7 protein-coding genes are annotated in these 13,441 nt (G+C 71.7%); 1 reads left to right on the top strand and 6 read right to left on the bottom strand.

Features of this window, described 5'->3' with window-relative positions; all coding sequences use genetic code 11:
* The first annotated feature begins 67 nt into the window (after positions 1-67).
* Positions 68-655 carry a class I SAM-dependent methyltransferase gene (locus ACWEPX_RS17540; protein WP_451898220.1) on the top strand — a complete coding sequence of 196 codons (588 nt, stop codon included), beginning with the start codon at positions 68-70 and terminating at the stop codon, positions 653-655.
* A 66-nt stretch (positions 656-721) separates the two neighbouring features.
* On the opposite strand, the gene ACWEPX_RS17545 is transcribed toward ACWEPX_RS17540, so the two are convergent.
* The 6 genes from ACWEPX_RS17545 to ACWEPX_RS17570 all read right to left on the bottom strand — a co-directional run bounded on the left by ACWEPX_RS17545 (position 722) and on the right by ACWEPX_RS17570 (position 13,435).
* Positions 722-901: a DUF6104 family protein gene (locus ACWEPX_RS17545; protein WP_451898221.1), complete on the bottom strand. Its 180-nt coding sequence runs from the start codon at positions 899-901 to the stop codon at positions 722-724.
* Between the two features lie 34 nt (positions 902-935).
* The gene (locus ACWEPX_RS17550) at positions 936-4,913 is read right to left on the bottom strand and encodes a multifunctional oxoglutarate decarboxylase/oxoglutarate dehydrogenase thiamine pyrophosphate-binding subunit/dihydrolipoyllysine-residue succinyltransferase subunit (protein WP_451898329.1); all 3,978 of its coding nucleotides are present in this window, start codon (positions 4,911-4,913) and stop codon (positions 936-938) included.
* Between the two features lie 742 nt (positions 4,914-5,655).
* Entirely contained in the window at positions 5,656-6,738 is a 1,083-nt protein-coding gene (locus tag ACWEPX_RS17555) for a hypothetical protein (protein WP_451898222.1), read from the bottom strand.
* Between the two features lie 429 nt (positions 6,739-7,167).
* Positions 7,168-11,265 carry an ABC transporter transmembrane domain-containing protein gene (locus ACWEPX_RS17560; protein WP_451898223.1) on the bottom strand — a complete coding sequence of 1,366 codons (4,098 nt, stop codon included), beginning with the start codon at positions 11,263-11,265 and terminating at the stop codon, positions 7,168-7,170.
* 62 nt (positions 11,266-11,327) lie between these two features.
* A complete protein-coding gene (locus ACWEPX_RS17565) occupies positions 11,328-12,230 on the bottom strand; it encodes a hypothetical protein (protein ID WP_451898224.1) in 903 nt (300 codons plus the stop codon).
* Complete coding sequence (locus ACWEPX_RS17570; protein WP_451898225.1) at positions 12,230-13,435, bottom strand: ATP-binding cassette domain-containing protein; 1,206 nt, start codon at positions 13,433-13,435, stop codon at positions 12,230-12,232. The genes ACWEPX_RS17565 and ACWEPX_RS17570 overlap by 1 nt, the downstream gene beginning before the upstream one ends.
* Positions 13,436-13,441: the final 6 nt, after the last annotated feature.

The raw sequence follows: 13,441 nt of genomic DNA on the forward strand, positions 1-13,441 counted from the left end.
GGCTGCCCGTTGCCAGAACAGCAACGAAACTTGCCGGCGGCCCGGCCGGGTGCGGATAGTCGAGGGCATGTTCGACGAATCCTTCTGGGAGGAGCGCTACCGCTCCCGCACCGCCGTCTGGAGCGGGCGGCCCAACCCGCAGCTGGTGGCCGAGGCCGCCGACCTGACCCCCGGCACGGCGCTGGACGCGGGCTGCGGCGAGGGCGCCGACGCGATCTGGCTGGCTGACCGCGGCTGGCAGGTCACCGGGGTCGACTTCGCCGAGACCGCGCTGCGCCGCGCCGCCGCGCAGCCCGGCGGCGACCGGGTGCGCTGGCAGCAGGCCGACCTGCTGACCTGGACCCCCGACCGCAGCTACGACCTGGTGTCCGCGCAGTACCTGCACCTGCCCGACCAGCACGCGCTGTTCACCCGGCTGGCGGGCGCGGTCGCCCCGGGCGGGCGACTGCTGATCGTCGGCCACCACCGCAGCGACCTGGAGACCACCGTCGGCAGGCCCAACCTGCCCGACCTGCTGCACACCGCCGAGGAACTGGCCACCGTCGTCGACGAGGGCTGGGACGTCGTCGCCGAGGACCGCCCGCGCACCGCGGTCGACCCCGACGGCAACGAGGTCACCATCCACGACGCCGTGCTCGTCGCCATCCGGCGCTAGACGGCGGACACCCGCCCGGAAGGAGTTCCGGGCGGGTGCGCCAGCTGCATGGTGCCGTTGGGCTCGTCAGTCGTCGAAGTCCTCGTCGTCGCGCGCCAGGAACGTCGCCAGGCGCTCGATGGGCACCTCGAAGTCCGGGTGCGCGTCGACGAAGGCGCGGAGGCGGTCGGCCAGCCAGGCCAGCGTGACCTCCTCCTCGCCCCGCCTGCTCTCCAGCTCCTCGATCCCGCGGTCGGTGAAGTACACGGCCGTTCGTTCCGCTCCCCGGTCTCGGCGACCGCTAGTCGAATGCCTTCTCGATCAGCGCGCGCTGCTCCAGCTCGTGGACCTTGCTCGACCCGGCCGACGGCGCCGACATCGGCCGCCGCGACACCCGCGACACCCGGGGGGCGTCGGGGAACAGCTCGGGGATGAGCAGGCCGTAGAACGGCCAGCTGCCCTGGTTGGCAGGCTCCTCCTGCACCCAGCGCCACGCGGTGGCGTTGGCGTACTTGTCGAACACCGCGGCCAGCTTCTTCTCCGGCACCGGGTACAGCTGCTCGACCCGCACGATCGCCACGTCCGACGCGCCGCGCTTGTCCCGCTCGGCCAGCAGCTCGTAGTAGAGCTTGCCGGAGACGAACAGCACCTTGCGCACCGCCGCCGCGTCCGCCGTCGCGTCATCGATGACGGTCTGGAAGCGCGACTCGCCGGTGAAGTCCTCGACCGCGCTGACCGCGGCCTTGTTGCGCAGCATGGACTTCGGCGTGAACACGATCAGCGGGCGCTGCACGCCGTCGAGGGCGTGGCGGCGCAGCAGGTGGAAGTAGTTGGCGGGCGTCGACGGCATCGCCACCGTCATCGAGCCCTCCGCGCACAGCTGCAACCACCGCTCGATGCGGCCGGAGGTGTGGTCCGGGCCCTGGCCCTCGTGCCCGTGCGGCAGCAGCACCACCACGTCCGAGCGCTGGCCCCACTTGGCCTCGCTGGAGGAGATGTACTCGTCGATCACCGACTGGGCGCCGTTGACGAAGTCGCCGAACTGCGCCTCCCACAGCACCAGCGCCTCCGGGTCGGCCACCGAGTAGCCGTACTCGAAGCCCAGCGCCGCGTACTCCGACAGCGCCGAGTCGTACACCATGAACTTGCCCTGGTCGGGGTCCAGGTGCTGCAGCGGCAGGAACTCCTTGCCGGTCTTGCGGTCGATGATCGCCGCGTGCCGCTGCACGAACGTGCCGCGCCGGGAGTCCTGACCGGCCAGGCGGACCGTGCGGCCCTCCAGCACCAGCGAGCCGAACGCCAGCAGCTCGGCGAAGGCCCAGTCGATGCCGCCCTCGCGGGCCATCTTCACCCGCCGCTCCAGCACCGGCTTGACCCGCGGGTGCGGGGTGAAGTCCTCCGGCAGGTTCAGGTGCGCGTCGGCGACGGTGGTCAGCACGTCCGCGCTGACCCCGGTGGGCAGCTTGGCGGGCATCTGCTGGTCGGACTCCACCGACGGGCTCGGCGCGATCGGGTGCTTCTCCAGCTCCCTGACCTCGTTGAACACGTGCTCCAGCTGGCTGGAGAAGTCCCGCAGCGCCTTCTCGGCCTCCTCGACGGAGATGTCGCCGCGGCCGATCAGCGCCTCGGTGTAGCCCTTCCGCACGCTGCGCTTGGCGTCGATGATGTCGTACATGCCCGGCTGGGTCATCGACGGGTCGTCGCCCTCGTTGTGCCCGCGGCGGCGGTAGCACACCAGGTCGATCACGACGTCCTTGTTGAACGCCTGCCGGTAGTCCATCGCCAGGCGCGCCACCCAGTAGCACGCCTCCGGGTCGTCGCCGTTGACGTGGAACACCGGCGCCTGGATCATCTTCGCCACGTCGGTGGCGTACTGGCTCGACCGCGAGTGCTCGGGCGCGGTGGTGAAGCCGACCTGGTTGTTGATGATCACGTGCACGGTGCCGCCGGTGCGGTAGCCGCGCAGCAGCGCCAGGTTCAGCGTCTCGGCGACCACGCCCTGCCCGGCGAACGCGGCGTCGCCGTGCAGCGCGACCGGCAGCACGGTGAAGCCCTGCTCGCCCTTGTCCAGCAGGTCCTGCTTGGCCCGGACGATGCCCTCCAGCACCGGGTTGACCGTCTCCAGGTGCGACGGGTTCGCCGTCAGCGACACCTTGGTCTCGCCGTCGCCGAACATGCGGAAGTACTTGCCCTCCGCGCCCAGGTGGTACTTCACGTCGCCGGAGCCGTGCGCCTGGCCCGGGTCGAGGTTGCCCTCGAACTCCTGGAAGATCTGCGATATCGGCTTGCCCACGATGTTGGCCAGCACGTTCAGCCTGCCGCGGTGCGGCATGCCGATGACGACCTCGTCGAGCTCGAACTCGGCGGCCTTGTCCAGCAGCGTGTCCAGCAGCGGGATGACCGACTCGCCGCCCTCCAGCGAGAACCGCTTCTGCCCGACGTACTTGGTCTGCAGGAACGTCTCGAACGCCTCGGCGGCGTTGAGCTTGCTCAGGATGTACTTCTGCACCGCGGCCGGGGGCTTCTCGTGCGGCACCTCCACCCGCTCCTGGATCCACCGGCGCTCGGCCGGGTCCAGGATGTAGGTGTACTCCACGCCGACGGTGCGGCAGTAGGAGTCGCGCAGCACGCCGAGCACGTCGCGCAGCCGCATCTTCTCCTTGCCGCTGAACCCGCCGACCGGGAACGTGCGGTCGAGGTCCCACAGCGTCAGCCCGTGGCTGCGCACGTCGAGGTCCTCGTGCTTGCGCTGCCGGTAGTTCAGCGGGTCGGTGTCGGCCATCAGGTGCCCGCGCGTGCGGTAGGCGTCGATCAGGCCGATGACGCGCGCGGTCTTGTCGACCGGGCCCTCGGTGATGTCCTCGGTCCAGCGGATCGGCTCGTAGGGGATCCGCAGCGAGGTGAAGATGTCGTCGTAGAAGCCGTCCTCGCCCAGCAGCAGCTGGTGGATGCGGCGCAGGAACTCCCCGGACTCCGCGCCCTGGATGATGCGGTGGTCGTAGGTGGACGTCAGCGTGATGATCTTGCTGATGCCCATGTCGATGAGCGTGTTCTCCGACGCGCCCTGGAACGGCGCCGGGTACTCCATCGCCCCGACGCCCAGGATCGCGCCCTGCCCGACCTGCAGCCGCGGCACCGAGTGCACGGTGCCGATGCCGCCGGGGTTGGTCAGCGAGATCGTGGTGCCGGAGAAGTCGTCTGCGGTCAGCGAGCCGGACCGCGCCTTGCGGATGAGGTCCTCGTAGGCCTGCCAGAACTGCTGGAAGCTCATGCCCTCGCAGCCCTTGATGGAGGCCACCACGAGGGTGCGCGAGCCGTCCTTGCCGGGCAGGTCGATCGCCAGGCCCAGGTTGACGTGCTCGGGGGTGACGGCGAAGAACTTCCCGTCGGCCTCGGCGTAGTGCCGGTTCATGTTGGGGTAGGACTCCAGCGCCCGCACCATCGCGTAGCCGATGAGGTGGGTGAAGGAGACCTTGCCGCCGCGGGTCCGCTTGAGGTGGTTGTTGATGACGATGCGGTTGTCGGAGAGCAGCTTCGCCGGAACCGCCCGCACGCTGGTGGCGGTCGGCAGCTCCCGCGAGGCGTTCATGTTCTTGGCGATCGCCATCGCCGCGCCGCGCAGCGGGGTCCGCTCCTCGCCCCCGGCCTTGGGCTCGGCCTTCTTCGGCTCAGCCTTGGCCCCACCCGCGGGCGCGGCGCCCTGACCAGCAGGCCGCGCCTCCGGCTTGACCTTCACCCCAGCACCCTGCCTGCTCGCCCCGTCGGTCTGCCCAGCTCGCCCGGCCCCGGCCTGCCCGGCCCCAGCCTGCCCAGCCCCGGCCTTGCCAGCTCCAGCCTGCCCTGCCCCAGCCTGGCCAGCTCCGGCCTGGCCAGCACCCGTCTGGCCAGCACTCGTCTGCCTAGCCCCGGCTTGCCCAGCACTCGTCTGCCCGGCCCCGGCGGCCTGCCCAGCACCTGCCTGCCCAGTCCCGGCCTGCCCAGCGCCCGCCTGTCCGGCACCTGCCTGCCCGGTCCCCGCTCGCCCGGAGCCCGTCTGCCCGGCACCGGCCTGCCCCGCCTGCCCAGCACCAGCCCGGCCTGCCTGGTCAGCCGCCTGCCCCTTGCCCCCCCGCTCAGCGGTGGCAGTCTGCCCGTTGCCCCCCGACTTGGCCGCACCCCCAGCCGCCTTGGCCTGCGCCGCCCCCTGGCTCGCCGCCCGCTGTGTCGGCTTGTAGTCGGCGAAGAAGTCGTGCCACGCCGGGTCTACCGACGACGGGTCGGCGAGGAACTGCTCGTACATCTCCTCGACCAGCCACTCGTTCGCACCGAACTGTGACGCGGGACTGCTGCTGGACACGGCTGGCTCTCGCCTCTATCCATACTCGATCTCATACGGAACCCGACCCTCAGGCTAGTCCTCTCCCTGCCGGCGCGTTAAACCAGCAGGACACCCGTGAGCCACCTCATGTGGTGCCCTACCACACTGAATCGTTCGAGGAATCGGTTCCGCTGCTAGCCGTCACCCCCCGCCCACCCCGAGCCAACCCTTCCCCCCGAACTCGCCCAGCTCAACCCCCTGAAGCCCCCACCCAACCCCCAAGCTCCCCACCGACCCGCCCCATCGATCCACCCGCCGCCCCGCCCCGCCCCGCCGCCCCGCCCCGCCCCGCCGCGTCGCCGCGCCGCCCCTTGCAACCCGCCCCCCTGCTGGCCCACCCCAGCTGGCCCGCCCCGGACCGATCCAGCCTGCCGAACCGCCCCCAACCCATTGCGGGCCCACCCCGGCTGCCGAGCTGCCCCTCCATCCCGATCGCCACCGACCGACCCGCGCCGACCCCACCCCTGCCGACCCCACCCCTGCCGACCCCACCCCCGGCCGACCCAACCCCGGCCGATCCAACACTGCCGAGCCGACCTCCTGCCGACCTGACCTCCTGCCGACCTGATCCTCTGCTGGACCCAACCCGTCGCTGCTCGGGCTGCTGGTGGCCGCGTCGGGGAGATCTCCATCTGGCAGCCCTACCGCGTGCCCGCTCCGCTGCTCACCGGTCGGGCAGGAGAACGCCTGCCGCCCGACGGCCCGGGCCTGCGGCCGCCCCGACATCGGCCGCAAGCCCAGGCCGCCCGCCCAGGGCGAGCCCGGAGCCGATCCCCGACCCCGGACGCCCCTCCGAGCACCGCGCCCCCGGTCCAACTGCGCCCAAACCAGTCGCCCCCAGCTCAGCCGCCCTCAACCCAGCCGCCCCCAGCTCAGCCGCCCCCGGTCCAACCGCCCCCGGTCCAACCGCCCCCAATCCGGCTGCCCTCACCTCGCCCGCGCGCTCACCGCAGGCGTCCACGCTGGCCAAGTCGACGGCGTTCAACCCGTCCGCGCTCGGGTAGACGACGCTCGTCTGATCACCCCGGGCCACTGCGGCGGGTGCGCCGCGGGCGACGCCGATCGGGGTGTCGACGCCGGTCTCGACGTCGGTGGCGGCCAGTTCGCGGGGGTCGAGGTAGTCCCGGGTCAGCAGCACGAGTCGGTCGCCCACCGAGACCGGCACCGGCGGCCAGTGCGCCGACCTCGGCAAGGCTCCGTGCTCCACCCACGTCCCGTCCGGCTCGCACGACGCGGCGCACACCATGCCGCCGAGGCCCTGCGAGAACACGAATAGCCGGGAACCATGCACGACCGCGACCGGGTGCTCCTCGTTTCCCGAGCCCGCGATGGTCCCGTACCTCGACCAATTCGTCCCATCAATGGATCGGCAGAGGCCGATTCGGCTGTTGGCCGGGTCGCGCATCAGCACGACGAGGCGATCGCCGAAGACGACGGGGAAAGGCGGTCCCGCCGTCCGCGCGCCTCGGGTGGCCTCGGTCAGGTTGATCCGATCGCCCCACTCCCGGCCATTGGCGGTTGAGATGGTGTAGAGCGTGCTCGCGGCGGATTCACCGCGGAAGAAGACGTGCAGCCGCCCGCCGAACACGACCACGGCAGGCGCAGTCGACGCCCGAACCGACTCCCCCCGCCCGATCCGCACCGACGCGGTCCACCCCCAGCCGTCCGTCGAGCACACGAGCAGGTGCGCCCGGTCCCCAGCCCCGCGGGCCAGCACGAACAGTCGCCCGCCGAACGTGACCGCCACTGGCCGCTCCCCGGCAGGCGCCCCGTCAGGCCCCCCAACCGGCTGCTCGCCCGACCACACGTGCCCGTCCACGGAAGTCCGCCAATGGATCGAGGCCGAATCCGCGTCCCAGCGGAATAGGTAGATCAAGCCGTCGAACGCGACCATCGCGGGCTCGCCCTCGGACGGGTCGCCGCAGCCGGTTAAATTGACGGTTGAACCACATTCCAGCCGGGGCAGGTAGCGCACGGTGGAGCCCTCCTCGCTTCCGGCGTACAGCTTGGCGGCAGCGCGGCGAAACCGGTATTCCCGACCCGGGTGAACCCGGTTGGGCCGAACGTGCAGCTCGCGGCTACCGGCATTGGCATTCCCCAAGCCCCCGGCGACATTTCCGCGGATTGCCGCACGTCCCCATTCCAGCGGCTATGACCAGCGCCACACTCGAACCGATCAATGCACCCCCGTACCAGACGAATGCGCCCACAACCGGGAGTACCGCCCACCCAACGCCAGCAACTCGGCATGGGTGCCGACCTCGACGACCCGCCCGCCGTCCAGCACAACGATCCGATCCGCCCGCGCCGCCGTCGCCAGCCGGTGCGCCACGACCACCGTGGTCCGCCGCCGCGACCGCCCCGCGCTGAGCCGGTCGCCCGCCTCCAGCACGGCCGCCTCCGTCGCCGGGTCCAGCGCGGCCGTGGCCTCGTCCAGCAGCAGGATGTCCGGGTCGACCAGTTCGGCCCGGGCCAACGCCACCAGCTGCCGCTGCCCGGCCGACAACCCCTGCCCCCGCTCACCGACCTCGTACCGGAAGCCCCCAGGCAGCGACGCGACCATCGGCAAAGCCCCCACCGCCCGAACCGCCGCCTCCACGTCGGCCGCCGTGGCGTCGTCGTCTCCGTAGGCGACGTTGCGCGCCACATCCCCGGTGAACAGGTGCGCCTCCTGCGGCACGACCCCCAACCGCGACCGATACCCGGCGAGGTCGAGCTCCCGCAGGTCGACCCCATCCACCAGCACGGCCCCCTCGGTCGGGTCGTAGAACCGGGCCAGCAGCTTCACCACGGTCGACTTCCCAGCCCCCGTCGCCCCCACGAACGCAACCGTCTCCCCGGCCCCGATCCGCAGGGACACACCCCGCAACGCGGGCTCGTCGGTGCCCGGGTAGGCGAACCCCACCCCGCGCAACTCGATCTCTCCCACCAGGTGCTTCGGCACGGGCACAGGGTCCTCCGGCGGCACGACCGTCGTCGGCGTCCGCAGCAGGTCACCGATCCGCCGCAACCCCACCCGCGCCTGCTGGTACCCGTCGAACACGTTGGACAACTGCTGGATCGGCGCGAAGAACAACCCGAGGTACAGCATGAACGCCAACAACACGCCGGGCTGCAAATCCCCCGTCACCACCCGGTGCGCCCCGACCAGCAGCACCGCGGCCTGCGCGAGATCGGCCAGCAGGGAGACGAACGGGAAGTAGGTGGCGACGTAGCGCTGCGCCCGCAACCGGGACAGCCGATAGGCGTCGCTGCGCTCGGCGAACCGCCGCGCGGCCTGCCCCTCCCGCGTGAACGCCTGCGCGACCCGCAGCCCCGAGACGTTCTCCTGCATGTCCGCGTTGACCGCACTGACCCGCTCGCGCGCCTCGGAGTAGGCGTTCGACGATAAGCGCTGGAAGATCACCGTGGCCACAGCCAGGACGGGCAGCACCGCGAGCGCGACCAGGGCCAGCGGCAGATCGGTGAGAAGCAGCCCGACCGTCACCGCGATGACCGTCAGCCCCCCGGAGACGGCACTGGCGAGACCTGTCTGGAGGAAGGTGGACAGCGCGTCGACGTCGGTGGTCATCCGGGTCATGATCCGACCCGCGGGTTCGCGCTCGTAGTAGTCGAGCCCTAGGCGCTGCAAGTGCGCGTAGCTGCGGACCCGTAACAGGTAGAGCATCCGCTCGCCGACCCTCGCCGTCAGGATCGTGGTCAGCGCGGTGTTGACCCAGGCGATGACGGCCAACGTCGCAGCTGCCACCGTCACCGTCCACAGTGTCGCCACCGACCCGGTGAGCACCCCGTCATCGACTCCGATGCGGATCAGGGCGGGCATGGCCATCGCGATGAGCGCGTCGGCGATGACCATGAGGGCGACGAGCGCCAGCGGGGCGCGCATGGGACGCAGGAGTCGGCTCAACCGGAAGCCGGGATCGGGCTCGGTGGGGTCGATGCCGCGCAGATCAGGCTGGTCGGTGGCGGGTGGCAGCGCCTCGACTTGGGCGAGGAGCTCGGGAGTCGGGGGGAGGGCTCCGATGGTGTCGGCAGGCCCACCACCGGTGCGGCGGGGGGTTGTGGCGGTGGGAGGGGACTTTCGGGAGGCGGTGGAGGTGCTGTTGGTCGCGGACGTGGCGGTCGGGGGAAGGTTGCGGGGGTCGGACAGGGCGGGGGATTGGGTGGTTGGGGCAGAGGTTGCCCAGAGGGCAGGGGTTATGCCGTTTGTGGCGGAGGCCGGGGGAGTGTTGGAGTCGCTGGTGATAGGCGGGACTGCTGACTCCGTGGGGTTGAGCGAGAGCGGTACGGACGTCGAGGAGGTGTTGGTGGGCTGCGAGGAGGAGGTGTCAGGCGGGCGGGGCGGCTGTGGTGGTGGGGTGGGGAAGGCGGTGGCGGTGTGAGGGGGTGTGGGGTTGGGGGAGGCGGTGGAAGGGGCAGTGGTAGGCGGGATGGGGGTGGCGCTGGAGGGGATGAGGGAGGTGTCAGTGCTGGCGGTGGAGAGTGGGGTGGTGCTGGGCGTGGAGATGGTAGTGGCGGTGCTGGGGGTGGAGACGGCGGCGTCGAGGGTGGGGGTGGAGAGGAGGGATTGGTAGAGGGGGCAGGTGGTGCGGAGGGTGGTGTCGGTGCCGGTGGCGATGAGTTTGCCTGCGTCGAGGACGGCGATTTTGTCGGCTAGGGAGAGGGTGGAGCGGCGGTGGGCGATGAGGATGGTGGTGCGGTTGGCCGTTACTTCGCGGAGGGTTTCGTGGATGGCGGATTCGGTGGCGGGGTCTACGGCTGAGGTGGCGTCGTCGAGGACTAGGACTCGGGGGTTGGAGAGGAGGGCTCGGGCTAGGGCTACGCGCTGGCGTTGGCCGCCGGAGAGGGTGAGGCCGCGTTCGCCGACGATGGTGTCGTAGCCGTGGGGGAGGGCTTCGATGAAGTCGTGGGCCTGGGCGGCCTTGGCGGCGGCGCGGATGTCGTCTGGGGTGGCGTCGGGGCGGCCGTAGGCGATGTTGGCGGCGATGGTGTCGGAGAAGAGGAAGGCCTCCTCGAAGACGACGCCGACCGTCTGGCGCAAGGACTCCATGCGCAGGTCGCGGACGTCCTCGCCGCCGATGGTGATGGAGCCGCCGTGGACGTCGTAGAAGCGGGGCAGCAGCAGCGAGACCGTGGACTTGCCCGAGCCCGCGGTGCCGACCAGGGCCAGCGTCTCGCCCGGGGCCACGCGCAGGCTCACCCCGTCGAGGACCGGCTCGCTGCGGGTGTAGCCGAAGGTCACGTCGGTGAACTCCACCGCCACCGGGCCGTCGGGGACGTCCCGGGCGTCGGGGGACTCCACGACGGTCGGCTGGGAGTCGATCAACTCGTAAACGCGCTCCACGCCCGCCCTGGCCAGCTGGGCGTTGACCACCAGGGCCGCCAGCAGCCGGGTCGGGCCGACCAGGTTGGCCACGTAGCCCGCGAACGCCAGGAACGTGCCCAGCGAGACCTCGCCGTGCAGCGCCAGGAACCCGCCCAGCGCCAGCACCGCGACCTGGCCCGCGATCGGCACCGCCACCAGCGTGGCCGCCGGGCGCGCGGTCAGCCGGGCGGCGCGCATCCGCTCGGCGTACAGCGTGCGCGCGCTCTCCTCCAGCCGCGCGACCTCCCGGGCCTCGCGCCCGAAGCCCTTGACCACGCGCACGCCCGTCACCGTCTCCTCGACGTGCTGGGCCAGGTCGGCGGCGCGCTGCTGGGCCGACCACGTCGCCGGGAACAGGGTGCGCCGCATGCGCACCGCCACCCACGCCACCACCGGCGCCACCACCAGCGCGACCAGGGTCAGCAGCGGGGACAGCCAGACCATCGACACCAGCGCGGCCAGGGCGAACACGACCGTGCCGATGGACAGCGGCACCATCATCAGCAGGCCCTGCACCAGCTGCAGGTCGGTGATCGAGCGGGACACCACCTGCCCGGTGCGCAGCGCGTCCTGGCTGCCGCCGTCGAGGCGCTGGACCGCGCCGAAGACGGCCTGCCGCAGGTCGTGCTGCACGTCCAGGGCCAGGCGACCGCCCACGTACCGGCGGATGAAGGCGCTGGCGAAGCTCAGCACCGCCAGCCCGACCAGCGCGCCGACCAGCCACGGCAGCCGCTCGGTCGAGCCCGCCACCGAGTCGTCGACGACGAACTTGACCAGCAGCGGGCTGGCCGCGACGAACCCGACGCCCACCACGGAGGCGAGCACGGACAGCACGACCAGCCCGCGGTGGCGCCAGCACGCGCCTGCCAGCCTGCGGACCCAGCCTGTGGAAGCGGAGTATTCCCTCACGCTTCCAGATTAGGCGGGGTGACCGGGGGGCGTGCCAGGCGAAGTGGCGGGTTGTGGATAACTCAGGTGATGTCGCGCCTGGCGTTGCGGGCCAGGCCGGTGCCCATGAACAGCGCCGTCCAGCCGAGGAACACCAGGCCGCTGGCCCACAGCGAGAGCGAGCCCGCCCCGCCTGCCGCCGCCCGGATCAGCTCCTCGAACACCGACTGGTCCTGCGCGTCCAGCGAGGCCCCGGTGCGGTCCAGCACGACCGTCTGGATCTGGTCGATGAGCAGCGCCGACGCCGTGGAGCTGGTCAGCCCGTTGGCCGCCCCGTTGGGCAGCACCCCGGCCAGGTTGTCGATCTCCAGCACGCCCATCAGCAGCAGCTCGATGAACCCGAACACCAGCGTGTAGACCAGCAGCACCACCAGCGCCGCCGTCGGCGAGCCCAGCAGCGCGCCGACGCCGAGGCCGACCAGCGTCCACAGCAGGCACATGACCAGCCCGGAGACGATGATCAGGAACCAGGTCTGCCCGTCCGGCAGCAGCCCGCCCTCGGCGCCCAGCAGCGTGCCCACGCTGACCCCGACCGCGATGACCAGGCCGTACAGCAGGCCCCACAGCGAGTACACCGCGGCCTTGGCGCCCAGCACCGCCTGCCGCGACGGCGCGGTCAGGAACGTCGTGGTGATCGTCTTGCGGTGCAGCTCGCTGGCCAGGCCCAGCGCGCCGAAGATCATCGGGAAGATCGAGGCGATGTTGAACCCGCGGGTCAGCGCGATCGCCGACCAGGAGATCTCGTCGACCCGGATGTCGAGGTCCTGGATCAGGTCCTCGCGCAGCAGCTCGTCGACCACGGCGGTGGTCAGGCCGGAGAAGATCCACGCCCAGCCCAGCGCCAGCGCGAACGCCGGGATCATCAGCGCCCACCACAGCTTGGTGGTGAGGATCTTGCGCAGCTCCGCGCTGATCAGCCTGCCCATCAGGCGCTACCCCCCTGGTCGGTGGACTCCGGCTTCGACTCCGGCGCGGGCGGCGCCTGGTAGGGCGAGGGCTCCGGCGGCGGCTGCTGCACGGGCTGGTGGTAGCCGGACCCCGGGTGGTAGCCGGGCGGCGGCGGGGCGGGCTGGTAGCCCGACTGGTGCCCAGGCGCGGGCTGGTAGCCCGGCGGCGGAACCGGCTGGTGGTAGCCGGACTGCTGCGCGTAGCCCGGCTGCGCGTACCCCTGCGGTGCGTACCCCGGCTGGGCGTACCCGGGCTGCGCGTACCCCTGCTGCGGCGCCGCGTACTGCCCGCTGGTCAGCCGGAAGAACAGCTGCTCCAGGTCGACCCGCTCCTCCTGCACCCCGTACAGCGCCACCCCGGCCTTGGCCGCGACATCGCCGATCTGCTGGGCGGTCGCGTCGGTGATGGCCACCTTGCCGTCCCCGGTCGGCTGGATGCCGCTGATCCCCGCCGCCTGCAGCGCGGTGACCAGCGCGTTCGCGTCGGCGGGCTGCACGATCACCCGCGACTGCTGCGAGCGGCGCAGGTCGTCGAGCATGCCGTAGTACATCGTCTGCCCGCGGCTGATAATGACCACCTGGTCGATGGTCTGCTCCACCTCGGCCAGCAGGTGGCTGGAGATCAGCACCGTGCGCCCGGACGCGGCGAAGGACCGCAGGAACGTGCGCAGCCAGGCGATGCCCTCCGGGTCCAGGCCGTTGGCGGGCTCGTCGAGCACCAGCACCTGCGGGTCGCCGAGCAGCGCGGTGGCCAGCGCCAGCCGCTGCTTCATGCCCAGGGAGAACCCGCCGACCCCGCGTTCGGCGGCCGCGCCGAGGCCGACCAGGCCGATCACCTCGTCGGCGCGGCGGTCGGGCAGCCCCATCGCCGAGCAGTAGACGCGCAGGTGGTTGATCGCCGTGCGGGACGGGTGGAAGCCTTGGGCCTCCAGCACCGCGCCGACGACGCGCCCCGGGTTGCCCAGGCCGCTGAACGGCTGCCCGTTGATGGTCGCGTACCCGGCGGTCGGGCGGACCAGGCCGAGCAGCATCCGCAGCGTGGTCGTCTTGCCCGCGCCGTTGGGCCCGAGGAAGCCGGTCACCGACCCGGGTTCCACGTGGAAGCTCAGGTTCTGCACCGCGGCCACCGTGCCGAAGTTCTTCGTCAGGTTCTGCACCACGATGCGACCGCTACCGTCTTGCACGCGCCC

The sequence above is a fragment of the Actinokineospora sp. NPDC004072 genome (genome assembly GCF_053604195.1).

Coding starts and splice junctions, on each gene's coding strand:
- ACWEPX_RS17550 (WP_451898329.1), bottom strand. CDS start 4,913: ATGTACGAGCAGTTCCTCGCCGACCCGTCGTCGGTAGACCCGGCGTGG.
- ACWEPX_RS17540 (WP_451898220.1), top strand. CDS start 68: ATGTTCGACGAATCCTTCTGGGAGGAGCGCTACCGCTCCCGCACCGCC.
- ACWEPX_RS17565 (WP_451898224.1), bottom strand. CDS start 12,230: ATGGGCAGGCTGATCAGCGCGGAGCTGCGCAAGATCCTCACCACCAAG.